Below are 23,980 nucleotides of genomic sequence, written 5' to 3' on the forward strand. Positions count from 1 at the left end.
GGGCAGAATTGCCAAAAAAAAGCCCGCCAGCTCTAAGGCTGGGGGCCTGTAGTTAATTTGTTATCTCCATTATGAACCACAATCCATTAGCTGTACCTCAGCAACGGCTTCACACGCCCGATCAGGTTTTAATCGTCGATACAGAGACAACACATCTGGAAGTAAACGCGGGCCAGGTGATAGAAATTGGAGCAATCCTTTATTCGGTGAAGCACCAAACCACCATCGAGCAATTTTCAATAATTTTGCCTGCACAGAGTAATCCGGCAGAGCATATAAACCGAATTAAACCAGCACCGCTAATGGAAATGACAGCAGAACAAGCTGATCGGGGAGTGCGGATGCTCGTTGAGATGGCAAAAATGGCGCAAGTTATTGTGGCGCACAATGCCGAGTTTGATAAGAAGTGGTTTGGTCTCTCAAAAAATGGGAAAAGCACATTACCTACTTTATTGAACTTTAAAGGGGAACCGCTTCCTTGGGTATGTACTTGTAACGATTTCAAATGGCCTCGTCAAACCCGTTCCGGTCAATCTTTGCTCGAATTGGCAGCAGCTCATGACATTGGAGTTTTTGGAACGCATAGGGCACTAACTGATTGCCAGTTAATCGCAGCTCTTTTTGATCGCATGGAAAACTTGCAAGCTATGTTTGAGAAAGCTTTAAGACCCAAAGCTCTTTTTAAAGCTCTTGTAACCTATGACAATCGTCAACAGGCAAAACAGGCGGGTTTCAGGTGGATTTCTGAGCGAAAGAGCTGGGAACGAAGAATGGCTGTGGATGATAGCAAAGAACTTCCTTTCTCTGTCACGCAAATAGCACTCTGTCACTAATCCGGCTAGAGTTTCCCAATTTAGTTAAATCAAGCGATCGCGCTTTCTCTATCTCAGATATGGGGACGGTCGCGATCGCTTATCCGTATAATTGTCTGGCGCTGTATCGTCCTGAGATGTCACTGTACGGACTTTTCGCCTTTCAAGTAGAGAAGTCCAGCACGGTAGGAGTATAAATCCTGATGAGGGATTGAAATACAATAGAAACAAATAGTGTTTAGATTTGTTAATTTGGGACATTTATGGCTCCCGCTGTTTTAATCGAAAAGCTTCAGAAACGGTACGGCTCAGTAGAAGCCGTTAAAAATGTTTCCTTTCAGGTCGAACCTGGTGAAATTTTTGGTCTATTAGGACCCAATGGTGCCGGGAAAACGACAACCCTGCGGGTCTTGTGTACCCTGACAACACCTGATGCTGGCAAAATTGAAGTTTCTGGCATCTCCGTTGTGGATAACCCCAGGGGGGCACGGCAGCGCTTAGGCTATGTGGCTCAGGAGGTCGCCTTAGATAAGGTGCTGACAGGAAGGGAACTCTTGCAACTGCAAGCCGCGCTGTATCACCTCCCCGGTGCCGTGGCGAAACAGAGAATTGAGGCGGTGCTGAGCGTCTTGGGATTGCAAGAATACGCTGATAAAAAAACTGGCACCTACTCTGGCGGTTTACGCAAGCGCCTCGACTTAGCCGCTGGGTTGCTGCATCAGCCAGATGTCTTAGTTCTGGATGAACCAACCGTAGGGCTAGATATTGAAAGCCGTGTAGTCGTGTGGGATTTCTTGCGCCAGTTGCGAGCATCCGGGACAACGGTGCTGATCACCAGCCACTATTTAGAAGAAATTGATGCTTTAGCCGACCGGGTGGCGATTATCGACCGAGGGGTAGTGATTGCCTCTGGGACGCCTTCTGAGTTGAAGGATCGGGTGGGAGGCGATCGCATCACCCTGCGTATCCGCGAATTTTCTCCCGTTGAAGAAGCAGAGAAAGCGAAAAATATGCTGCAATCTCTGCCCTTTGTGCAAGAAGCAATCATCAATAACGCTCAGGGGAATTCTCTCAATTTAGTAGTCACGCCCCAAAGCGACGCCCTGATGACAATACAGCAATCTCTCCAAGCCGCTAATTTACCGATTTTTGGCATTGCCCAAGCTAGACCTAGCTTAGATGATGTTTACCTTGCGGCTACGGGGAGAACCCTGATGGATGCAGAACTTGCAGCAGCCGGTAGCCGAGATCAGAAGGCAGAGAAAAAGCAGAATATGCGCTAAAACAAGCTTTTACACCACCAAGCGACCAAAATCCAAAATCCAACATCAACATCTGAAATTGATATGAGCAGTACGATAACGCCTCCTAAACCTGATATCCGGTTGCAGCCAGAGGCAGCGGGTAAATCTAATGCCGGTGCTGCATCCAGCCTCGTCAGTGACTTTATTCAAGAAACTCTGGCTTTAACGAAGCGCTTATTCATTCAATTGCAACGGCGTCCTTCGACTCTCGTGGCGGGAATTATCCAGCCTTTAATGTGGTTGGTTCTATTCGGGGCGCTGTTTCAAAATGCTCCTCAAGGCATTTTTGGCAATGATTTGAGCTACGGGCAATTTCTTGGTGCCGGTGTGATTGTTTTTACCGCCTTTGCCGGGGCACTGAATGCTGGATTGCCGGTGATGTTTGACCGGGAATTTGGCTTTCTCAACCGCTTATTAGTCGCTCCTCTGGCATCCCGATTTTCGATTGTTGCTGCCTCATCTATCTATATTGTGACGCTGAGCTTAATCCAAGCGGCAGTAATTGTTGCAGCTAGCGCTTTTCTGGGAGCCGGTTTACCTAATCTTTTAGGCTTGGGCGCGATCGCATTGATTGTTCTGTTGCTGGTTCTGGGTGTCACCGCTTTGAGCTTGGGTTTAGCTTTTGCTTTGCCCGGTCACGTCGAGCTGATTGCTGTAATTTTTGTTACTAACCTGCCTTTACTGTTTGCCAGTACAGCCCTCGCCCCTTTATCCTTCATGCCCAATTGGTTGCAGGTTGTTGCAACTCTCAATCCCCTCAGCTATGCGATTGAGCCAATTCGTTATCTGTATCTCCACAGTGATTGGGCACTCAGTAGCGTGGTAATGCAAGCTCCTTGGGGCACTGTAACTTTTGGCACTGCCATATTGGTGCTTCTCGGTTTTGATGCAGTAATATTATTAGCAATTCAACCACTGCTGCGTCGTCGGTTTGCTTAAGAATCGTCTTGAGTAATGAGTACCAAGTCTTGAGTGAGTTTTGAGTTATAAAGTTGAACATAGAGATCAATTTTTTCGTCTTTATTCAAAACTCAAAACTCACAACTTTCGTAGCGTGTTTCGCCCCAAATTGTCATGAATAAAAAAACTAAACTGGTTCTCGGTGTTCTGGCTGGCATGGGATTCGCCTCCTGCTTGCTGCCTCAATTGACTCTGGCTCAATCCACCCTGTCGCAACCAGGAGCGGTCAGTCCCGCAGACACTTTCCAAGAGCAAAATACAGACCCATTTTCTCGGACGAATAACGGCGGTGCGTCTGGTGTCTTTGACTTGATGCATCGAGCCACCTTGGGCAACATTCGCAGTATGGACGAGTTTAATACTGACCAGAAGAATAATCTGAATACTGCCGCCGATCAGTTCCGACGTCAACAACTACAACTTCTTGGTACTCCCAATCAGGCAGCACCTGTAGCACCTGTCACTCCAGTAAACTCAGTAACACCCGCCTCTTCGACGCCATAACTAATCAGTATTCAAATAGTCCTGTGATTGAGAAGCCCGATTTCCTTAAGGAAACCGGGCTTCTCGGATTATTTCTAGAGACTAAAGTCGTCGGCTCAAGAAGCCAGTGCCGCTAAGATATCCTGAGCATGACTACCCGTGTTGACGCTGGAATCAACGTGAACGATCTTGCCAGTGCCATCAATCACGTAAGTTACGCGCTGGGCATAACCGCTACTTCCTTCAACGTCATAAGCTTTGATAATGCTGCCATCGACATCTGCCAGTAGGGGAAAAGGCAAATTGAACTTCTCGGTGAATTTCTGGTGAGACGCTTCATCATCCTTGCTAACGCCCAAGACTACAATATCTTTGCCTTGATAGTCTGCATAGGCATCTCGAAAGCTACAAGCTTGTTTGGTACAGCCGGGTGTATCATCTTTGGGATAAAAATACAAAATCACAGTTTTTCCTGCCAAATTAGACAACGAGACAGTGTTCCCATTGGTATCTTTGGCGGTGAAAGTGGGTGCCGTTGTACCGACTGCTAGAGCCATAAATTCTATTTCCTGCTCAGTTATGATTGTTTGGTGAAAATCAAATTTTACAATATTTTAAAATTCCGCTTGGGCTAAGCTAAGGTGGATGACGGCAGTCAGTCTCCTAACGAGACGCGCCGGAGAGCGTCTACAGCTAAAACCATAAAGCTTGTGGGTGCGATCGCTAAAAGTCGGTTAATAAATAATCGATATTGACTAGATGGCAATTTTTAATCCTCTGCTGTTTCCTGACATTAGATGAAGAGATGAATTCTGTTGAGGCAAAAAACTCCCAGTCGATTCAATATTCCCCTGGCAGTGTATCCCGTGCCGAACGAGCGATGCGCTGTTCGCCCTTCCTCCTGCCTTTGTTTGCAGCGATGCGCTCAACCAGCGTTCCCCTGCAAGCGATCGCTGGTGCTTCAGGCGTCCAACACCAGTACACCCGCCATCCTGTGCGGGAACTAGGCGCAGAAAGTTCTCTGTTGTGGCTGATTCAAGTAGGCATTCTGCGGCGAGAGGTGGATGGTCAAGGAATCACCGATAGTTTTCGCCTCACGCCTTTGGGACGCCAATTGGTTGAAAAATGGGAACTTCAGGGTGGTTCGTGGCCTGCCCCCTCTCTTAGCGATCGCTTCTATAATGCCTTAAATCGTTGGTTCCGCTTGTTTTGAGGACTGAGGACTGAGGACTGAGGACTGAGGACTGAGGACTGAGGACTGAGGACTGAGGACTGAGGACTGAGGACTGAGGACTGAGGACTGAGGACTGAGGACTGAGGACTGAGTAAGAATTTTTCCCTGCCCCCCTGTTTTGTGCCTTTCGCCTGCTTGCCTGCTTGCCTGCTCTTCCCTATAACCCCAAACTATTAAAATGAAAGCGATTATGGTCGTGGGAACCACATCCCACGCAGGAAAATCTCTACTAACCGCAGCACTTTGCCGGATTCTATCTCGGCGCGGCTGGCGAGTATCTCCCTTTAAAGCGCAGAATATGGCGCTGAATGCTTACGTAACGCCCACTGGAGGAGAAATTGGTTATGCCCAGGCAGTGCAAGCTTGGGCTGCGGGAGTAACGCCCTGGGTGGAGATGAACCCAATTTTACTCAAGCCCCAAGGGGACATGACTTCCCAGGTGATTATCAAGGGCAGATCCGTCGGGCAAGTGGGTGCTGCGGAGTACTACGAGCAGTATTTTGATATAGGTTGGCAGGCAATTGAAGAATCGCTGCAACGTCTTTCCGAAGAATTTGACTTACTGGTCTGTGAGGGAGCGGGTAGCCCAGCGGAGATTAACCTTAAGCACCGCGACATGGCGAATATGCGGGTCGCGAAGCATTTAAATGCCTCAACCTTGCTGGTCGTGGATATCGACCGGGGGGGCGCTTTTGCCCATGTAGTGGGTACTCTGGAGTTGCTGGAGAAGGAAGAACGGGCGCTGATTAAGGGGATTGTCATTAATAAATTCCGAGGACAGCGATCGCTCTTAGACTCCGGCATCACCTGGCTAGAAGAACGCACCGGCATTCCCGTTGCAGGTGTCATTCCCTGGATCGATCAAGCTTTGCCCGCCGAAGATTCCCTAGATTTGTTTGAGCGTCGCACGACCAAATCTCACAGCGATCTCACCATTGCCATCATCCGCCTTCCCCGGATTTCTAACTTCACCGATTTTGACCCCCTAGAAGCAGAATCCAGCGTTACGGTGAAATACATTAGCCCCAGAGAACCCTTGGGACATCCGGATGCCGTGATTATTCCAGGTTCCAAAACCACCATCGCTGACTTGATGCTGCTGCAAAAAACCGGCATGGCGCAGGCAATTCAAAATTACGCCGCAGCAGGCGGTACTATTCTGGGAATCTGCGGCGGTTTCCAGATGCTAGGCAAATTTTTAGCCGATCCTGAAGGAATTGAAGGTGAAACCGGACGTTACAAAGGTCTGGAATTGTTACCCGTAAAAACCGTAATTACCGCCCAAAAAATTGCCCGCCAACGACTCGTAACTTCTAACTATCCTCAAACTGGTTTACCCGTCGCCGGTTATGAAATCCATCAAGGGCGCACGCGGCTGTTGGATTCAGAGGAAGGAATGGGGGCATCCGGACACGCACCCAAGCAATACTCCTACAAAACCCTATTTGACGATCCGAGTTTAGGGATTGTCGATGCTACTCAATCCGTTGTGGGCACTTATCTCCACGGTCTTTTTGATAATGGCCCTTGGCGAAGAGCCTGGTTAAATCACCTACGGCAGCAACGGGGACTTCCATCTCTCCCCACAGGCGTCGCCAACTACCGCGAACACCGAGAAACCATTCTGGATTCGCTGGCAGATACGGTGGAAGCTCACCTAGATTTAAACCCTATTTTGTCTTAAGGCATGGGTAATGGGTCATTGCTTTTCACCCATTACCCATTAGCAAATACCCATTACCCATTACCAACTACTGATGAGCGTAAGTGTACTTTTTTTACCTGACGAGATTGCGGTTGACGCTGAGGTAGGAGAAGCGTTATTACAGGTAGCAGAACGGGCTGGGGTGTTCATTCCCACCGGGTGCCTGATGGGTTCGTGTCACGCCTGCGAAGTGGAGGTAGCGGACGGACATACCATCTGTGCTTGTATCACAGCAGTACCGGCAGGGTGCGAACAATTAACAATCAATCTCTACGTTGACCCCGCCTGGTAGCAAACTACACACAGGGTTGGGCCGTTAATGGAATATTTGCTTTACGGATTAGCAGTCTATGGGTTGCTAGTAGCGTGCCGCTACTTGATTTTTTTTCAGCGACTTTTAGGCTTGACTCTACAGTACATCGATTACGAAATTCGGAGCGGCGAGGAAATCCCTACTTATATCAAAGATTTATTTGAGATTCCGTTGCCAGAACTTGAAAAGCTAGGGTTTCAGTTCCATTCCTATTTCAGCTTTAATGACATTTACCTGGATGTCTCGAAAAGCTGGGGGATGGTGCTATACAACGAGGCATTTAAAACATTCGCTAATGTAAACATTCGTAGCCTACCGGAATCGGTGAGGCTGTTTACGATCGAGTTTCTTACCTTTTTTGAGGATGGTCTCCTATTACACACGATGAATGGACAGGCTTTCGGGGTGATTGGAGAAATACCCAATACCATTCTCCAAGATCCTTACGCGGTGGAAACCCAAGAGCAGTGGCAAGTCCATCAAGGCAAGCTTGAGCATTTGGCACTTGCAAAAACGCCCGTCGCGATGTCATCAAAAGCGTTTATTGAGAGATTGCGATCGCATCATGTCACCTACATAGACAGCTTGGTGAAATCAGGGCAGCTGTCACCGATTAGAGGAACGGAACTGCTAGAACTCAATCTCAGTGCTGCGATGAAAACAGCTATCAAGATGGGGCGGGATAGCGGCAAGTATACAACTCTGGTCAAAAAGTGGACGCAAAAGGCAAAAACAGAACCCTATCGGTATGTGGAGATTCCTTCGGCGGTGGAAGTGGAGGGATTCCGCCGCATGGAACGAATCGAACGGGGACGTGCCAGAAAGGGGATAAAGTCGTGGTTGTTGCTTGGCAGTTTGGTCGTGTTTGCTATCTCGTTCACGCCATTTTTCGACTTGCAGACACTGCTGATTCTCATCGGCGTCCTGTTTTTGCACGAACTAGGGCACTTTTTGACGATGAGAGGCTGTGGCTATAAAGATACATCGATTTTCTTCTTGCCCTTATTTGGTGCTGCGGCTTCCGGACGCAAAGACAATGCGACGATTCGGGAAAAATTTCTAGTTTTGCTGGCGGGGCCGGTTCCGGGGATAATCTTAGGAGTTGCGATCGCGCTGGCAATTCCCGATTCTCTCCAGCGTTCCCTAGGGTTGCAAGAAGTAATCAGCTTTCTGGTCATTATTAACTACTTTAATCTACTTCCTATCTTGCCCTTGGATGGAGGACGCATCCTAGATTTATTAATATTTTCCCGCCATCCCTACACCGATGTTTTGTTCAAACTTTTCGCCGTCGGGTTGCTAGTTTTTATCGGCATGAGTCCGGGGACTGGTATTTTTCTTTTCCTCGGATTTTTGATTGCGTTTAGCATCCCTGCTAGCTTTCGCAGTGCCAAGATTCTGAAGATCCTGCGGCGAGAACTGCCCCAATCAACTGACGATTCTGATAGCGTACTGATGGCTATTTTCCTGACGCTCAAAAAGTCTGGTTACGGTTCCCTACCGTTTGCTCAGAAGTACAGAATGGTCAAAGATATTGCCCAACGCTGTCGGGAATCCCATTCCAGTTGGGGAACCAGGCTGTTGTTGTTAGGCGTGTATTTGATGTGCTTATTTGGCGGATTGGTGATTGCGTTTGTCACGCTGCTACCGCAAAGTTCTTGAACCGCGAAGATGGAAAATGCGATCGCTCTTCCGTCTCTTTCTCAATATACCCCTCTAAAATCTCCCTAAAGTTTTGAGAAGGGGTGATGACTACTGAGTTTTAGCTTGGGAGTTAATGGCGTATTCTCGAAACCGATCCAAATCGGCTTGGATAGTCGATTCGACAACGCGCCCCAGGAAGAGATTATCCATTAACCTGCCCAGCCAACCGGGAATGGCGTAAGCCACCGTTAGCTTAACAATGCTACTGCCGTGTCGGTCATAAAAGCGAATCGCACCCCGATTGGGTAATCCACCAACAGATTCCCATTGGATAATCTGGTTAGGCACCTTTTTGACGATACGGGCAAGCCAAGTGAATTCTAAGCCACCCGTGGCTAGTTTCCAGCGCGACAAGGTTGGGTCATTATCCAGAACTGTAACCGAGTCAATCCACTTCATCCATCGAGGCATTTGCTCCAGATCGGACCAAAGGTTCCACACCTCGTCAATGGGAACCGGCACCTCTACCTGCACGCTATGCTCTAGCCACTCAGCCATTTACTTCTTTTCTTCCTCTGCTATAGCCGCGTTTTTGCGGTTTATTCCTCTAAACCGCCGACAGTTGGCTCTTACCCTTTATTTCCTGCACATTTTCTAAAATCGCTTTTGCTGCCTGACGCCCAGACAGGGTTGCCCCTTCCATACTATCGATGTAATCTTGCTGAGTATAGCTACCTGCAAGGAAGAAATTGGCGATTGGCGTCTTCTGAGGAGGACGATAGGGGTCCATGCCAGGGGCTTCGCGATAGAGAGACTGAGCCAGCTTCACCACACTGTACCAAGTCATGTTCAAATCGCGGGAGGAAGGGAATAGCTCGTGTACTTGCTTGAGGACGTGTTGAGCGATCGCTTCGTTACTTTCCTTGATAAACGGATCTCCCGGCGTTAGCACCAACTGCAACAACGAACCTTGTCCCTCACGGTAATAATCAGAGGGACTCGTTAAAGCTAAATCTGCAAAGCAGGAAAAGTCGGCATCCGCTGTATAAAGCAGATTATCAATTCCGGCAGCATGATGCACTTGGTGTCTTTCTTCGGCATCGTGCAACTCAGTCACCCAGCCATCAAACCGCAGCTGCACTGTCGCGACGGGCACTGTATCCAGCTTATAAATATTGTCAAATTCCGACCATTGACGCCACGCTTGCGGCAAAACGCGCTGAATTCCGGGCACATCGCAGGCGCAGACATAAGCATCGGCGGTGATGGTTTCTTCAGTTTCGCCTTTAGCAATCAGTAAGCCAGTTACTCGCGTCTCATTGCCTTCGCCAGTATATTGAATTTCTCTTACCCGGCGACGAGTGTGAATTTTCGCGCCTCGGGCTTCTATGTATTCAATAATCGGCTTGTGCAGATACTCGGAGGGAGAACCTTCCAGCATTCGCAGCACCGATGCCTCGGTTCTAGCAGCAAACATCTGAAAGATGGTCAGCATACAACGAGCAGAAATATTTTCGCAATCAATGAATCCAAGTGCATAAGCAATTGGGTTCCACATCCGCTTGATGCTGCCATTACTGCCACCGTGACTGCGAAACCAATCGGCAAAGCTAATTTTATCGAGAGCGCGAATTGTTTTCATCGAACCCTCGAAGTCTACCAAGCCGCGCACGATGGTACTGCTGCCAAGGGCGATCGCATTCTGTACTTTATCCTGCAATGACAGCTGCGATGTTGTAAAAAATGCTTTTAATCCGTTGAAAGGCGCACCCGTGATGAAGCGAAAATCCAAGGCACCTGTGACGCCTCCTTGATTGATAAAGGTGTGGATATGTTCTTTCAGGCGCAAATTGTCACCTGCCCCCACCTTCTTCATCAATTGAAATAGCTGGTAGTAGTTCCCAAAAAAGACGTGCAATCCCATCTCAACGTGATTGCCGTCGGCATCCACCCAACTGCCGACCTTACCCCCCACAAACGGACGAGACTCAAAGATTTCGACTTCGCAACCGGCATCGACTAAATCGACTGCCGCTGCCATTCCAGCCAATCCTGCCCCGACGATTGCAACCCGCATGCCATCTGTCCTTCTCAATTTCTTTACAAAGTTTAACAGGTGACAGCAGAAGATTACCGATTTTCATCGCTTGGATTAAGGAATTAGGTATTGGCGATCGCTCACGGCGTCCCCATGTCCTCTAGGCCTTTGCCGCTTCACTCGAACTCAAACTGCGGCATCAGCTGGAGCATCCCCAATCCTAAATCTTTACTAGAGAGCGATCGCGCTTCAAATAAAGCCATCATGTCGCCTAGCTGAGGATTTCCCCTAGATGCGCCTTTTAGCCCCCTAGCCACAATCAAGCCACAGTAGCCTTTGGTTTTCTTACAACGCTGATCCCATTTGCGACGAGCTTCGCTATGAATCGGATCGTCTTCTTGAAATTCACCAAACAGGTACATATTGCCATTTTCTGTTTGGAGAATTCCCAAGTCATAGCGATCGCCTTCAAAAGGATCTTCTCCCGGATTAAAGCAAATTCCCTTTAACCCTCCCGCGCTTTGGATTTGCTCAATCAATTCCTTTGCCTTGGGACGGGAAGTTTGAATCAAAACCACTGGCATTCCCTCTCCCGCCGCGATCGCTTCCTTCGCTTGATAGCAATCAACGGTTTTACGCAGCAACTCTACTTTGTCCCAAGTCATCATCCCCAAGCTGAGGAAAGAATCTTTGGGCACTAAGTCATCCCGCAGGGGCAGCATCATCTCTTCGAGATCGCTGTCTTCCTCCTCTGCCAACCCTGCCACCTCTGCCATGTCAAACAGTTCCGTCGCCACATCGGGAACCGTTGCCACCTTAACGGGAATCGATTTTTGCAGATCCGCCTCTAGCGGCGCGGCGATGCGGTAGCGTTTGCTCAAGGTAGGGAATTTCTCTGCTGCCAGCTGGCGATTGGATGCTCGGAAAAAGCGATGGAGGGCTTCGAGTGCCACGTAAACTGCGATCGCTTCTTCCTCATATAAAAAGGGTCGCATCCCCTCTAACGGATGCACATTTCCAAAATTGGGTTGAATTTCTGAAAGCGGCAAGTCAGCTAAATCAATGCCTTCGTCCTCTTCATCTTCGTCTAAGGAATCTTCAGCCTGCTCGAAGGTGACAAACAAGCAATCTTGCCCTAAAAATGCTTCTTCTAGCTCCTCAAAAGACTCTTTTGCCAAAACCGACGAGCGAAACCGTTTCAGAGAGTCCAGAGAGCGATACAACAAAATGCCGTACTCCATGCCCAGCATCCCCATCACCGAGGCGTACAGCGTCTCCACATCCCACTGATTTAGCTCAATTGAGATAATCTGGTGATCGGCAAGCAGTTCCCAAGGTGCATCGTCCCAAATTTCATAAGCTTTTTGCACCAGTAACTCGGCATATTCAGGCGGTAGTTTGGGGGGGCGAGTGCTGGTGATTTCTTGGAACCCGCGAAATAGTTCGTCAATCAGGGGCAGTTCTGGTACATAATCAACAGCAATGTCTAGATCCTGAAGAACACCCCGCAGGTAGAACTGAAGTTCTCTGTGTCGGACTACAATTTTCTGAGGACGGGATGGCTTGGCAGGGCTGTGGGGATGTTCCATTGCTCGCAGCAGGGCGCGAACAACGGCTTCCGGCCCAGTCTCGGAAGTTACGACATCCATCGCTCGAACCATTCCTTCGACGCCATCCACCCAAACAATGCATTCGCTGTCTGTCTGAGTATCCGACTCTAAGCTTTGCGCCATCCCAGCAGATAATCGACGGCGATCGCCTTCCCAGACGCTAGGAATTTGTTGTAAAGTTTGCAGCCGACGAGACGTGGAGCGAGTGAGAACAGACATAGACTATGCCAACTGGGGGAACAACACACCGTGCGCTTTGTAGATCCTCATTTTAAATACTAATCGCCTCTCTGCCGTCCTCCTCTAAACTAATGCTTGGCAGTGATGAAAGCACCACAATACAATCCTTGCGCGATCGCTCTATCTAACCTCAACGCCTAATCGTTAACATAAATAATAAAAAGCTTTTCGCTTCGCCGGTCTGCGGTTAAGTTAAGAATCTTCGATAAAATTGACCTAGTGGACTGGCTTCCTCAAGTCGTCTAGATAAAACACCAAATTAGGAGTCGAGAGCGCCATGACACAAGCTACTCAATCGCAAAAACGCGGCATCCAGTTAAGCGAATCTGCCCTCAAACACGTTCTCTCTCTGCGGGAGAAACAAGGCAAGGATCTGTGCCTGCGAGTTGGCGTCCGCCAAGGTGGCTGCTCTGGAATGTCGTACATGATGGATTTTGAAGAGCCTAGTCAAATTCGGGACAATGATGAAGTCTACGACTACGATGGCTTCAAAATTGTCTGCGATCCCAAGAGTATGCTATACCTCTATGGTCTGATGCTGGACTATAGCGATGCCATGATTGGCGGTGGCTTCCAATTTACAAACCCCAATGCTGCTCAAAGCTGTGGCTGCGGTAAGTCATTTGGAGTCTAAGTCATTTGCATTTGGTGTCTAAGTTCAAGCTTGGCTTACAGTTTGTAAAAACTTCTGATTGGAAAGCAGGTATCCCGCCTGCTTTCCAGATAAGGGTGGATTCAACCCCCCATTGCCCCGTAAAATAACGCATCCGGCGAAGAGAGCGTCGCTATCTAGCCCGCCATCCGCTACGCGATCGCTAACATCTTTCATCTTTCAGAAATGACCGAGCCAATTAACGACCTTTTTGACAATGGCCTAGAACGCTATAAAGCGGGAGAAGGCCCGGATACTTTGCTTCCTGTTTTCAAGGATATTTGCGATCGCGCCCCTAAACTCACTGCTGCCTGGATTTGCCTGTCGTGGCTGTATCTGTTGGACGATCAAGCCACTCTGGCCTACAAAGCCGCTCAAAAAGCTGTTAAGTTAAATCCCCAAGATCCCCAGGCTCACATTAACCTAGTTCTGGCAATGCTTGAAGAAGGGAAAACCGGCGTCCGGCAACACATTGAAGAGGCTCAGCGATCTCTGGCGATTAATCCAGAATTACGCCCCGATATCCAAGAAAGTATTGAGGATGGATTAGCGAGAAAACCCGACTGGAAGGGTTTAAATCGGGTAAAAAACTGGTTGTTTACCTAATTGGAAATTGTCCTCAGAATCCCTAACTTTGAAAGTAAAATATTGAAGAAGTTAGGGCTTTTCAGGATATAATTATTTAATTAAACATGAATAATATATTTTAAATAATGGAATACTAACCATTATAAAAAAAGCATAACTATCCCATTATAAAAGTATACCATTCGTGGGCGAAGAGGAAGAGAAAATAGGTACAATATTTTGTAAATCGCATTAATAAATCATAGTTAGATGCGCCGCTTAGAAACAAAAACAAAGCGCCCTCGCTATACTAATTTGGGATATCTAATCTCACGATCGCCCTGAGATTAGCACCGCATCAATCAATTCTTTTGTTTTAGTTCTTTTTTTTGAGATTTCCTCCATGTTGCCTTCAAGGACACCCTTAATCGGTCTCTCGGCAGATAAATTTCGCCATCCCTTAGATTTAGAAGCGACTAACGCCTTAAAACAACTGCCGGGAATGGATATCCTGGTCAGAAATCTGCTTGGTCCCCTCGCAGAACAGTTTTTTTATTTGGAAAATATAGCGGCGGGCGTCCTCGTAGGCGAACAACAGCTACCTCATCTGCATAAACTGCTGTTAGAAGCTTGCCAGATATTGGATTTGGAACCCCCGCAACTGTACGTCCGTTCCTCACCCACGCCAAACGCCTACACCTTTGCCATGCGAGGAAAGCAGCCATTTATTGTGTTGCACACCTCATTAATCGATTTGCTGACACCCGAAGAGATTCAAGCAGTCATCGCTCACGAACTGGGACACCTAAAATGCGAGCATGGAGTGTACCTAACACCCGTCAATATTATGGTGTTAGCAGCAGGATTAATTCCCACTTGGGGTGCAGCGATCGCTGAAACTTTGAGGGGACAGATGCTACAGTGGCTGCGATGTGCAGAATTTACTTGCGATCGCGCTGCACTTCTCGCCACTCAAGACTCTAAAGTCGTCAGTTCCGTCTTAATGAAACTGGCTGGAGGTTCACCCATTCTTGCGCCGCAGCTGAATCTGGAAGCCTTTTTAGATCAAGCCAGAGCTTACGACGATATCAGTAAAAATCAGCTGGGTGAAATGCTCAAACAAGCGCAGACAGCCCAACTCAGCCACCCAGTACCCGTCCTGCGGGCGCGGGAAATTGACCGTTGGGCTAGCAGTCAAGAATATCAAGCCTTGCTACAACAGCATTCGATAGGCTATAATAGTGAAGCTAAACCCAAGGGCGGGTGGCGAAATTGGTAGACGCATCAGACTCAAAATCTGACGATCGTGAGATCGTGAGAGTTCGATTCTCTCCCTGCCCACTCTTTACACAAGAGAACGACCATGACTCAACGACTCAAGCGGTGGGAATCTCCCCGCCGAGAGGGACGAAACGACAAAGGGAAAGGTGGCTCCGCTAGGGCGAGACAGATTAGAAAGCAACAGAAGATGTTGCGGAAGAAGCTAAAAGACCAGGGTGAATCTGAAAATAGTAAAGATTCGAGGAGAGGGAAGATTAACTTCCCTCTCTTTTTTTATGCATAATTCCAGTTAAGTTAGACCTTGAGAAATGGGAATCTCAATCCAAAACTCCGCTCCTTGTCCTGGTTTGGAGACACATTTTAAAGTGCCACCGTGCTTTTCCACCACAATTTGATAACTGATGGATAATCCCAGACCTGTACCTTTCCCTACAGGTTTAGTCGTAAAGAAGGGATCAAATAGGCGAGCTTTTACTGGCTCGGTCATCCCTGGGCCGTTATCAGCAATCCGAATCAAAACATAAGGGTCAGGAAGGGATTTCCCACGTCCCACTTCAGTCCGAATGGTAATGATTCTCGGTTCGGGCTGCGTTTCTAGGGCATCAATCCCATTGTTGAGCAGGTTCATAAACACTTGATTGAGCTGTCCCGCGTAGCACTCAACCAGCGGTAGATTGCCATACTCTTTAACAATTTCAATGCTGGGATAGTTGGGGGCGGCTCTCAGTCGATTTTGCAAGATCAGGAGGGTGCTATCAATCCCTTCATGAATATCCACTGCCTTCATGGCGGCTTCATCCAAGCGCGAGAAATTCCGCAGCGACAGAACAATCTGACGGATGCGGTCAGTCCCCATCTTCATCGAACCCAGGATTTTCGGGAGGTCTTCTACCACAAAATCAAGGTCAATCGCCTCGATTTCATCTTGAATTTCCGGAACTGGATTGGGATAGTGCTGCTTGTAGAGTTGGAGGAGATTCAGTAAATCTTGGCTGTATTGATTTGCGTGGGTGAGGTTGCCGTGGATGAAGTTGACAGGATTATTGATTTCGTGGGCAACACCAGCAACCATCTGACCGAGGCTGGACATCTTTTCACTTTGAATCAGATGACTTTGAGTTTGTTGCAACTGGTGCAAAGTTTGCTGTAGCTGGTGAGCTTTTTCTTGAGCTTGCTGTGCAGAGTCTTGAGCTTGCGTGTAGAGTTCGGCTTGGAAAAGCGCGATCGCGAGTTGGTCAGTTACCGCTTGCAGCAGTTCCACCTCCGAGCCACTCCAAGACCGAGAACCACGATGATGGATGCAACTGACCACACCAATCTCACCAGAAGGAGCTTGAATTGGCAGCGATAGGATAGCATTGTAGCCCGAAGCACTATAGAGTTCCTGTTCGGCTGGATCGCTGGCGTTTGCAAGATCGTCAACTTGGAGGATTTCCAAGTTGGTGAACTTCTGAGTTAGCGAACTTGCTGGGGCTGGGTATTGACCCAGCAAGCTAGGCAGGGTAGGTATCTTCGCTTCTTTTACCACTTCCCAGACTGGTTGTTCTGCTGATGGTCGATACCAAAGAAACAGGCATCGGTCAATCTGCAACAAATTGCGGATCTCCTGCACAGCCGTTCCTAATATGGTACTGACATCAAGGGAGTTCCTGATATCGCTGGACAAACGGTTGAGCAGTGCCTCGCGTTGAGCGAGTTGTCTAAATCGTGCTTCCGAGTGTCGCAACGCCTCCTCTGCCTGTAGGCGCTTAACACCTAATGCAATCTCGTCGGCTGCAAATTCTAGCGCCCCCAGCGTAGCTTCGGTAAGCGGTTTCCGGGCAAACATGGCGATAACCCCTAATATCTGGTTTTCGATAATCAGGGGATAACCAGCGAAGGAGATCAAGCCCTCTCTTTCTGCCCAATCTTTATCAGCAACACGAGGATCGTCAATCACAGAGTTGGTCAGGTGGGGCTGGCACTCTTGGGCAATTAGGCCGATCTTGAATTGACCAACGGGTACGCGGCTATGAGAGCCATTAAGGTGGGTATACATCCCCGCACTCGCTTGCAACTCCAATACATTCTCCTCTCTGTTAAGCGTCCATAGCCTTGCAAACGCGGCATCGAGATGTTGGACTACAGCCTCGGTGCAGCGTTGCAGTATCACCTGCAAGCGATCGCCCTGAGTCAGCGCAGTGTCTACATCCGCACGAAACGCGGCTAAGCAAGCTTTCTCTGCTAGAGCTTCTTCAGCGGCTTTGCGTTCGGTTACGTCCACACCAATGCCCCAAGTGGTCCAGCCGGGAATGGGGAATCCCTCGGAGATATTCGACCATGCTACTGTTTTGACACTTCCATCTTTAGCCGTGATTTCCCATTCCCAGTTACGGTAGTTATTGCCAAGTTCAGCCCAGATGGTCAGCATTGATGTGCGATAGGCGGGATCTGGATACACCCACTCCAGTGCTTTGGGATTGCCAACAATTTCCGCAGCACTGTAGCCTGCAACCCTTTCGCACTCGCGGTTCCAGACAGTGATGTTTCCGTCTGCATCGAAGGCAGTCATCATAACTGGCATATTCTGAAGAATCTGGCGCAATTGTTCTTCCCGCTGCCGCAACGCCTCCTCTGCCTGTTTGCGATCGCTGATATTTTGCGTCAACGTCATCCCCGCAAAGATTTCTCCCTGCTGGTTAGTGACAGGCAGAATTTGCACCAGATAGGTGCGATCGCCATAGGGGATTTCAGAAACCGTCATGGCACCAGCTAATGCTGCTTGATACATCGGTTCCACAGTTTCGCAGGTGTCTGGAGGAAAAACCTCCCATAGGGTTTTTCCTTCCATAAGTTCTTTGGAAAGCCCGATGGCGGCTAATTCGCTTCCATCTGCCAGCAGGTAGCGCAAGTCCTTATCAAATAAAGCCACCGAACCGTCGGGGAAATTTCGGGCAAGGGCGCGGTATAGTTCTTCGCTTTGTCGTAGGGCTTCTTCTTGTTGCTTGCGCTGGGTGATGTCTAGTCCTGTTCCAAATAGCTTGATGACCCGACCCTCAGAGTTGATAATCGGTTGCCCTTTGGAGAACATATATCCAATCGAACCATCAGGGCGCAAAGTGCGATTGTCGAATTCGTAGGGCTTGCCTTCAGTAATTGCTAGCTCAACTGCTTTTACAAAAACTTCCCGGTCATCCGGATAAATTTTTTGCACCAACTCTTCGTAAGTCGGTACGGGTTGGTTCGGCTCCATACCCCACACGCGGAATAGTTCCTCCGACCAAGCGATTTCTCCAGTCGCCAGATCGAATTCCCAACTGCCGATATGGGCAATTTTTTGAGCTTCTGCAAGTCTAGTTTCGCTTTGGCGGATGGCTTCCTCTGCCCGCTTAGCAGGAGTGATATCGCGGGCGATCGTAGAGAAAAATTCAACCTCCCCATTTTCTAATTTATGGCTCATCCATACCTGGGAGATAGGAACCTCTCTGCCATCCCGGTGCTGCAACGCTGATTCGCCACTCCAAATACCTTCTCTGACAACAGTCTGCCACCCTTCGTTCAGAATCCCGTCGATGACTGAAGCTGCCATGAAATCGGGGATATACATCGTTGTGATATCCTCATTCTCGCCAATTCCTATCATTTGGCGACCGGCCTTGTTGACGTATAAGGCGCGTCCTTCTGCATTGGCGATGCCTACGAAGTCAGGTGTTGCTTCTAAGATTGCGGTCAGTCTTGCCTGAGCTTTTTCTGCCTGTTTACGCTCGGTAATGTCAGAAGTTAAACCATCTATACGAATAGCTTTCCCGGTTTCATCGTAAATCACTCGGCTCTTGTCACGAACCCAACGAACTTCGCCATCGGGTCGGAGAATTCGGTACTCTATGTCACCGCTGCCCTCGACTATAACCTGACGGTTGTATTCAAAGGCGCGATCGCGATCTTCGGGGTGAATGCTATCAAACCACACTTGGGGGTTGTCAAAGAAATCTTGTCTTGGGCGTTGATAAACACTCTCGGTCGCTGGGTTGAGGTAAAGCACTTCAAAGGTGCTGGCTGAAACAGACCACACCACGTCTTTCAGCGAATTTAGGATGCTGTTGAGCCGCGACTCGCTTTCGCTCAGAGCTGCCTCGGCTTGCTTGCGATCTGTGATATCGGTGGACAGACCATCCATGCGGGTAGCAGTACCGTGCTCGTCATAAATCATCCAGGCTCGACTGTAAACCCATCGCACTTCGCCATCGGGTCGGATAATTCGGTACTCCAGTTCACCATTGCCCTCTTGCATAACCCTGTGGTTATAGGCAAGGGCGAGTTCGCGATCTTCTGAATGAATAACCTCCAGCCAGAGGTTGGAGTTGTTGAAGAACTCCGAGTAAGACCGCCCATAAAACTTCTCAGCCACTGGGTTCATAAACAGCGTTTTATAGGTGGTGGCTGAAATAGACCACACCAAATCTTTAAGACAATTTAGAATACTGTTGAGTCGTAACTCACTCTGTTGTAAAGCCGCTTCTACTTCCTTGCGCTCGGTGATGTCGTGCATCGCCACAACTGCACCTAGTTTTTTTCCCTGAGCATCAACGATCGCTTGTCCACTAGCGAGGAGGGTGCGGATTTTTCCTTGCTTCGGGGCGATGATCATTTCTACTTCCCGAACCGTCTCTCCCCGAAACGCTCTAAACAACGGAATATCTTCCGTTTTCATCAGTGTTTTCCCATCAGGCAGATATAAATCGAAGTGTTCAGCCCATTGTTCGGCAGGAAGAGCTTGTTCCGGCAATCCATGAAACTCTTGTGTCGCTCGATTAAATAGCGTTAAAACTCCATTAGCGTCACAAGCGACAATGCCATCTGCCAAGTTATTCAGCAATGCATTTAAGAATTCTCTTTCTTTGTATAAAGCTTTCTCTGCCCGCTGGCGCTCAGTTATTTCGTCTTCTAGCTGCTGGAGGGTATGCCTTAATTGGGCGGTGCGTTCCTCGACTCGGATTTCGAGGGCTTCATTCGCCTGTTTGAGTGCTGACTCTGCTAACTTGCGATCGCTGATATCAACGAAGGTGACAACAGCCCCTTTGATTTCCTCACCCTCAAAAATCGGATAAGCCGAATATTCGGCAGCAAAAGCAGCTCCATCCCGCCGCCATAGAACTTCGTTGTCAATCCGGCAACTGTTCCTGTTGCGAACAGCACAAAAAATCGGAGACTCAACACTGGGATAGAAGGAGCCATCGGGGCGACTGTGATGGATTAACTCGTGCATATCCTTGCCCATCACTTCATCCGGCTGGTATCCCAGCATCTGAGCCGCCGCTTTGTTGATGAAGGTACAACGTCCCTGTAAATCTATCCCGTAGATGCCTTCCCCGGTCGATTGCAGCAGCAATTGGATGTGATTAGCTAATTGAGATCGCTCTTGTTCGGTTCGGTGACGTTCGGTGATGTCTTTCATAAAACAGTGATGACCGATAAATCGCTGCTCTTGGTCGTAATCGCAGATCATCACCACTTGCTTATAAAAAATAGAGCCATCTTTACGGATGCCTCTCGTTTCAGCTTCTACCTTGCCATCCACCAACATTTTGTGGTAAGCAGCGATCAGCTTGTCGATCTCTTCCGGATGAACCGTTCGCTGCCATTCCATGCCAATCATTTCTTCAGGTTCGTAACCCGCTGCATTGGCGTAGGCTTTATTAACGGTAACGTAGCGCCCTTGAGTGTCTAGCCGGGAAATTCCTTCGACGGCATTCTCCAAGACAGCTCTTAAATTGAGGAGTTTTTCTTCAGCCGCTTTGCGATCGCTAATGTCACGAGCCACTGCATACAGCAAACCTTCTTCAGTGGAGACCGCAGAAGTCCATAATAGCCATTTATAGGAGCCGTCTTTGCATCGGTAGCGGTTCTCAAAAGAGATTGTTTCCGCGCCTGTAGCAAGCTTCTGCGCTTCGGTGATGGTTGCTTCCCAATCTTCCGGGTGAACCAACTCCATAAACGATTGGCTTAAGAGTTCTTCCTTCGTAAAACCCAGAGTTTTTTCCCAGGCAGGGTTCAGGTGCTTGAAGTAGCCATCAAGTCCGGCGATACAAAGCAGATCCAGCGAGAGATTGAAGAAACCCGCCTCTGCCCACTCGTATCCGTTTAGGCTCTTTCCTTTGTCGCGATTGTGAGTCAACACTTTGGTTTACTTCCTTCGTCTCAGATGGAACTGAACTTAGTTTTCCCATAAACCGAACTAAAAGTTGCCGCGATCGCACACTTAATGAATGTTTAGGGAACAGAGCCGACTTGCCAAATTTTAATGGTTCTGTCAAACCCCCCACTCGCCAGAGTTCGCCCGTCAGGACTAAAGGCAACCGATTTCACCCAATCGGAATGTCCGACCAGCAAAGCAATCAGTTCGCCCGTTCTCAAGTTCCACAAGCGGACTCCATCCTGACTGGCAGTCGCCATAACTTGTCCAGAAGGAGCGATCGCGATCGCCCGAATCCAACCTGTATGCCCTGAAAGGGTGTAAAGCAATCGTCCGCTATTAAAATCCCAGACTTTGATGGTGCGATCGTAGCTGCCACTGATCAGCGTACTTCCATCCGGCGTGAACGCTAAAGTACTGATTGCACCGCTATGTCCCGACAATGAGTCAAGAAATCTTCCATTCTGGAGATCCCAGACCTTAATCGCAGTATCTTTGCCGCCGCTTGCTAGAATCTCCCCATTGGGATTTGGGGCAACTGCATAAGTTTGGTTATCGAAACGCACCAGGTTGTAAATCGGGCGCTGCGTTCTCAAATTCCAGACTCGAATCCCATCCAAAGCACCCGTCACCAGCATTTCACTATCCGAGGTAATCGCCGCTGACAGAATATTACTCGTATGATCCAGAAAAGTCCGGGTATATTTTCCAGTCTTCCAATTCCATAAATTCAGCGAGGAGTCATTGCTGCAACTCGCCAGAATTTCTGAATTAGGACTCATCGCAAGGGTCATCACTGCCTGACTATGCGCCCTGAGGCTACCCACTTCTTTCCAACTTCTCACCCACCAAAATTTTATTCTGCCGTCATTGTCGCTCCCCCCGCTGATGAGAAATTTTCCATCAGGGGTGAAGGTCAAGGAATCAATTGTCGCGTTGTGACCCTTGAGAGTGCGGAGGAGTTGAACGTTTCTCCAAGCTTCAGGAGGCAGGATTTGGGCTGGGGCAGACGGAACAGCTTCAGCTTCCTGGATTATTGTTTTGGCGGCGGCTGGGAGAGGCTGACTGGCAAGGGCGAAACAATAAAAGCTAAAAGGTAAAAATGCAAAACTCAGAATTTTTTCTTTGTATAAATGCCTTTTGACTTTTGCCTTCCGAGCCGGAGGTTTCATGGTGCTGATTGAATATTGGGGCAGATAGTATGATCGATGTGGTGAGCGGGCGGTCGGTCTTGCCAACCAGAGATTAACCCTTCTAGCTCGCTCTTGAGGATTTCTAGCGATTCAATTTGTTCTGCGATCGCCTCTACTTTCGCGTGCAGAAGCTGCTTCAAGGCACCGCAGGGTAACTGCCCCCGATCGTGAACTGTTAAAATTTCTTGAATCTCGCTGAGAGTGAGTCCGAGTGCTTGCGATCGCTTAATGAATGCCAGCCGATTGACAATCTCACGATTAAAAAGACGATAGCCGGAAGGTGTCCGCTTCACCGTCGGTGCTAACAGACCAATATCTTCGTAATAGCGAATGGTTTTGACAGGCAGACCACTCCGAGCGGCAACTTCACCGATTTTAAGCCATTCAATTGAAACAGAAGTGCCAATCATGGTTTTCGGAAGCTCCCACCCAAAGGGTTACGGTTTTGGATGGTGTTTGGAGTTACTCAGCATGGGCAGGACAGGACGAGAGGTTGGGGGGGGAAGAAAGTGTTTTGCCGTTTGGGGGATTGGTTCGACTTCTTTACCCTGGGTTTGCCACCAACGCAGAGCGATCGCTGCCCCTACTGTCAACACTCCGAAACTAAACAAACCCCAGCTTTCATCTACGCCGCCAATCACTGCATCTACAGTACCAACGATTACCACAAAGCTGGAAATTGGCTCTTTACGATAGGCTGACTTTAAAAATCTAGGCCACAAAGCATTCATCACGACTTGCTCTATTCCGTTATTCTTTAATCTAATTTCAGGTTATCTCATTCAGGAGTCAGGAGTCAGGCGGCAGAAGTCAGAATCATTTTTGGATTCTAAACTTCATCCTTCATCCCACCCTTCGGCAAGGGCAGAACCCTACATCCTGTATCCTGAGACAAATTCTTGTACTTGTTGTACTAGACCGAGGAAAGCCTTTACGGGTTGCCGATTCCGAAGGGCTAGACAAAAGAAGAGCGCTTTTTTATTGCAAGCCCAGCCAGGATAGCACTCCTTGACCCGTGACATATTCAATGAGCACCATTAGCAAAAAGCCGATCATTGCGGCTCGACCATTCAATCGCTCTGCGTAATCATTGAAGCCTAACTTGGGTTCTTCCAGCTTAGGAGTGGTCGTAGGTTGAAGTTGTGTCATGGCTTTGGCAATCCTTGCCCCTTCAGAGGTTTACAATTCGTTATAGATTGTCTTCTATTGTAGAGGTGCTAAGCCTTGAGTCAAGAGCAAAGCAAACACAGTTGCTAATCAACCTCTTTGATCACCATGACTTCGGTCGCCTTGATCAGGGCACTCACTTCATCGCCAACTGAAATTTGCAGATTTTCTGCCGAACGACGAGTAATCACCGCATCAATTAAGTTATCTCCCACCTGAATTGTCACCTCGGCGAGGATATCACCCAGTTGAATCGCAGTCACTTTACCCCTGAGTTGATTCCGTCCGCTAATTTGCATCGTCATATTGGTGTTTCCAAATCCTTTGGATAAGGTAGCCGTCTTGATTGTTGCAGCATTTTTGTGAAGTAATCCGAAAATTTTTGGGACTCCTAAATAAATAAGTAATGATGGGGATCAGGGGCGAGAGAGAGTTTCAGGAATAAAGAGACTTCAGGAGTAAAGGGAGAGGGGAGCGATCGATACCTCATTCGATACCTCATTCCCGATCGGCTGCCCCTCCCGATCGATGCGCGAATTACCCAAACCAAAAACCGTTTTACTTGAGAAGTTGTCAGTCCAATTTCTCACTCGCTCCTTCAGGGA

General features: G+C 48.5%; 24 protein-coding genes and 1 tRNA gene. 13 read left to right on the forward strand and 12 right to left on the reverse strand.

Annotated features, from left to right (window positions below; translation table 11 throughout):
• Nucleotides 1-71: 71 nt before the first annotated feature.
• From NC997_RS13980 to NC997_RS13995, 4 genes are all read left to right on the forward strand, one after another.
• Entirely contained in the window at nucleotides 72-833 is a 762-nt protein-coding gene (locus NC997_RS13980) for a 3'-5' exonuclease (protein WP_190529837.1), read from the forward strand.
• A gap of 242 nt (nucleotides 834-1,075) precedes the next feature.
• Nucleotides 1,076-2,095 carry an ATP-binding cassette domain-containing protein gene (locus tag NC997_RS13985; protein WP_190529839.1) on the forward strand — a complete coding sequence of 340 codons (1,020 nt, stop codon included), beginning with the start codon at nucleotides 1,076-1,078 and terminating at the stop codon, nucleotides 2,093-2,095.
• 63 nt (nucleotides 2,096-2,158) lie between these two features.
• Nucleotides 2,159-3,055 carry an ABC transporter permease gene (locus tag NC997_RS13990; protein WP_190426577.1) on the forward strand — a complete coding sequence of 299 codons (897 nt, stop codon included), beginning with the start codon at nucleotides 2,159-2,161 and terminating at the stop codon, nucleotides 3,053-3,055.
• Between the two features lie 135 nt (nucleotides 3,056-3,190).
• Nucleotides 3,191-3,580 carry a hypothetical protein gene (locus NC997_RS13995; protein WP_190410969.1) on the forward strand — a complete coding sequence of 130 codons (390 nt, stop codon included), beginning with the start codon at nucleotides 3,191-3,193 and terminating at the stop codon, nucleotides 3,578-3,580.
• Nucleotides 3,581-3,675: 95 nt separating this feature from the next.
• Here the strand turns inward: NC997_RS13995 and NC997_RS14000 are convergent, their stop codons facing one another.
• On the reverse strand, nucleotides 3,676-4,116 hold the full coding sequence (locus tag NC997_RS14000; protein WP_190426580.1) for a peroxiredoxin: 441 nt from the start codon (nucleotides 4,114-4,116) through the stop codon (nucleotides 3,676-3,678).
• Between the two features lie 248 nt (nucleotides 4,117-4,364).
• On the opposite strand from NC997_RS14000, the gene NC997_RS14005 reads away from it, so the two are divergent.
• A complete protein-coding gene (locus tag NC997_RS14005) occupies nucleotides 4,365-4,772 on the forward strand; it encodes an Npun_F0494 family protein (protein WP_190426582.1) in 408 nt (135 codons plus the stop codon).
• Here NC997_RS14005 and NC997_RS14010 read toward each other — a convergent pair.
• A complete protein-coding gene (locus NC997_RS14010; RefSeq protein ID WP_348257794.1) occupies nucleotides 4,746-5,000 on the reverse strand; it encodes a hypothetical protein in 255 nt (84 codons plus the stop codon). The two genes, NC997_RS14005 and NC997_RS14010, sit on opposite strands and share 27 nt — an antisense overlap.
• On the opposite strand from NC997_RS14010, the gene cobQ reads away from it, so the two are divergent.
• The 3 genes from cobQ to NC997_RS14025 all read left to right on the forward strand — a co-directional run bounded on the left by cobQ (nucleotide 4,972) and on the right by NC997_RS14025 (nucleotide 8,473).
• Complete coding sequence (gene cobQ, locus NC997_RS14015) at nucleotides 4,972-6,477, forward strand: cobyric acid synthase CobQ (protein ID WP_190410966.1); 1,506 nt, start codon at nucleotides 4,972-4,974, stop codon at nucleotides 6,475-6,477. The two genes, NC997_RS14010 and cobQ, sit on opposite strands and share 29 nt — an antisense overlap.
• Before the next feature lie 73 nt (nucleotides 6,478-6,550).
• Nucleotides 6,551-6,790: a 2Fe-2S iron-sulfur cluster-binding protein gene (locus NC997_RS14020; protein WP_190410965.1), complete on the forward strand. Its 240-nt coding sequence runs from the start codon at nucleotides 6,551-6,553 to the stop codon at nucleotides 6,788-6,790.
• A gap of 27 nt (nucleotides 6,791-6,817) precedes the next feature.
• Nucleotides 6,818-8,473: a site-2 protease family protein gene (locus NC997_RS14025; protein ID WP_190410964.1), complete on the forward strand. Its 1,656-nt coding sequence runs from the start codon at nucleotides 6,818-6,820 to the stop codon at nucleotides 8,471-8,473.
• 90 nt (nucleotides 8,474-8,563) lie between these two features.
• On the opposite strand, the gene NC997_RS14030 is transcribed toward NC997_RS14025, so the two are convergent.
• From NC997_RS14030 to NC997_RS14040, 3 genes are all read right to left on the reverse strand, one after another.
• Nucleotides 8,564-9,013 (reverse strand): SRPBCC family protein, encoded by a 450-nt coding sequence (locus NC997_RS14030; protein WP_190529246.1) that lies wholly within the window; start codon nucleotides 9,011-9,013, stop codon nucleotides 8,564-8,566.
• 49 nt (nucleotides 9,014-9,062) lie between these two features.
• Nucleotides 9,063-10,532, reverse strand: a complete 1,470-nt coding sequence (gene zds, locus NC997_RS14035) for a 9,9'-di-cis-zeta-carotene desaturase (protein WP_190529248.1) — start codon at nucleotides 10,530-10,532, stop codon at nucleotides 9,063-9,065.
• Nucleotides 10,533-10,669: 137 nt separating this feature from the next.
• The gene (locus tag NC997_RS14040) at nucleotides 10,670-12,322 is read right to left on the reverse strand and encodes a hypothetical protein (RefSeq protein ID WP_190426634.1); all 1,653 of its coding nucleotides are present in this window, start codon (nucleotides 12,320-12,322) and stop codon (nucleotides 10,670-10,672) included.
• A gap of 298 nt (nucleotides 12,323-12,620) precedes the next feature.
• Between NC997_RS14040 and NC997_RS14045 the strand changes: the two genes are divergently transcribed.
• Complete coding sequence (locus NC997_RS14045) at nucleotides 12,621-12,977, forward strand: iron-sulfur cluster assembly accessory protein (RefSeq protein WP_190410960.1); 357 nt, start codon at nucleotides 12,621-12,623, stop codon at nucleotides 12,975-12,977.
• A 24-nt stretch (nucleotides 12,978-13,001) separates the two neighbouring features.
• On the opposite strand, the gene NC997_RS14050 is transcribed toward NC997_RS14045, so the two are convergent.
• Nucleotides 13,002-13,172 (reverse strand): hypothetical protein, encoded by a 171-nt coding sequence (locus NC997_RS14050; RefSeq protein WP_190435105.1) that lies wholly within the window; start codon nucleotides 13,170-13,172, stop codon nucleotides 13,002-13,004.
• A gap of 9 nt (nucleotides 13,173-13,181) precedes the next feature.
• On the opposite strand from NC997_RS14050, the gene NC997_RS14055 reads away from it, so the two are divergent.
• The 4 genes from NC997_RS14055 to NC997_RS14070 all read left to right on the forward strand — a co-directional run bounded on the left by NC997_RS14055 (nucleotide 13,182) and on the right by NC997_RS14070 (nucleotide 15,126).
• The gene (locus tag NC997_RS14055) at nucleotides 13,182-13,601 is read left to right on the forward strand and encodes a hypothetical protein (RefSeq protein WP_190410958.1); all 420 of its coding nucleotides are present in this window, start codon (nucleotides 13,182-13,184) and stop codon (nucleotides 13,599-13,601) included.
• Nucleotides 13,602-13,965: 364 nt separating this feature from the next.
• Nucleotides 13,966-14,841 (forward strand): M48 family metallopeptidase, encoded by an 876-nt coding sequence (locus NC997_RS14060; protein ID WP_190410957.1) that lies wholly within the window; start codon nucleotides 13,966-13,968, stop codon nucleotides 14,839-14,841.
• Nucleotides 14,820-14,903, forward strand: a tRNA-Leu gene (locus tag NC997_RS14065). Before NC997_RS14060 ends, NC997_RS14065 begins: the two co-directional genes overlap by 22 nt.
• Nucleotides 14,904-14,925: 22 nt before the next feature.
• Nucleotides 14,926-15,126, forward strand: a complete 201-nt coding sequence (locus tag NC997_RS14070) for a hypothetical protein (protein WP_190426623.1) — start codon at nucleotides 14,926-14,928, stop codon at nucleotides 15,124-15,126.
• Nucleotides 15,127-15,132: 6 nt separating this feature from the next.
• Here NC997_RS14070 and NC997_RS14075 read toward each other — a convergent pair whose 3' ends face one another.
• From NC997_RS14075 to NC997_RS14100, 6 genes are all read right to left on the reverse strand, one after another.
• Nucleotides 15,133-21,000 carry a PAS domain S-box protein gene (locus tag NC997_RS14075; RefSeq protein ID WP_190529250.1) on the reverse strand — a complete coding sequence of 1,956 codons (5,868 nt, stop codon included), beginning with the start codon at nucleotides 20,998-21,000 and terminating at the stop codon, nucleotides 15,133-15,135.
• Nucleotides 21,001-21,092: 92 nt separating this feature from the next.
• A complete protein-coding gene (locus NC997_RS14080) occupies nucleotides 21,093-22,187 on the reverse strand; it encodes a WD40 repeat domain-containing protein (protein ID WP_190529252.1) in 1,095 nt (364 codons plus the stop codon).
• On the reverse strand, nucleotides 22,184-22,618 hold the full coding sequence (locus tag NC997_RS14085; protein ID WP_190410953.1) for a heavy metal-responsive transcriptional regulator: 435 nt from the start codon (nucleotides 22,616-22,618) through the stop codon (nucleotides 22,184-22,186). The genes NC997_RS14080 and NC997_RS14085 overlap by 4 nt, the downstream gene beginning before the upstream one ends.
• A gap of 27 nt (nucleotides 22,619-22,645) precedes the next feature.
• Nucleotides 22,646-22,939 (reverse strand): hypothetical protein, encoded by a 294-nt coding sequence (locus NC997_RS14090; RefSeq protein ID WP_190529254.1) that lies wholly within the window; start codon nucleotides 22,937-22,939, stop codon nucleotides 22,646-22,648.
• A 247-nt stretch (nucleotides 22,940-23,186) separates the two neighbouring features.
• On the reverse strand, nucleotides 23,187-23,357 hold the full coding sequence (locus tag NC997_RS14095; RefSeq protein ID WP_190410951.1) for a hypothetical protein: 171 nt from the start codon (nucleotides 23,355-23,357) through the stop codon (nucleotides 23,187-23,189).
• A gap of 104 nt (nucleotides 23,358-23,461) precedes the next feature.
• Nucleotides 23,462-23,680 (reverse strand): TOBE domain-containing protein, encoded by a 219-nt coding sequence (locus NC997_RS14100; RefSeq protein WP_190410950.1) that lies wholly within the window; start codon nucleotides 23,678-23,680, stop codon nucleotides 23,462-23,464.
• Nucleotides 23,681-23,980: the final 300 nt, after the last annotated feature.

This window comes from Trichocoleus sp. DQ-A2 (genome assembly GCF_039961915.1).
GTDB lineage: Bacteria > Cyanobacteriota > Cyanobacteriia > Cyanobacteriales > FACHB-T130 > FACHB-T130.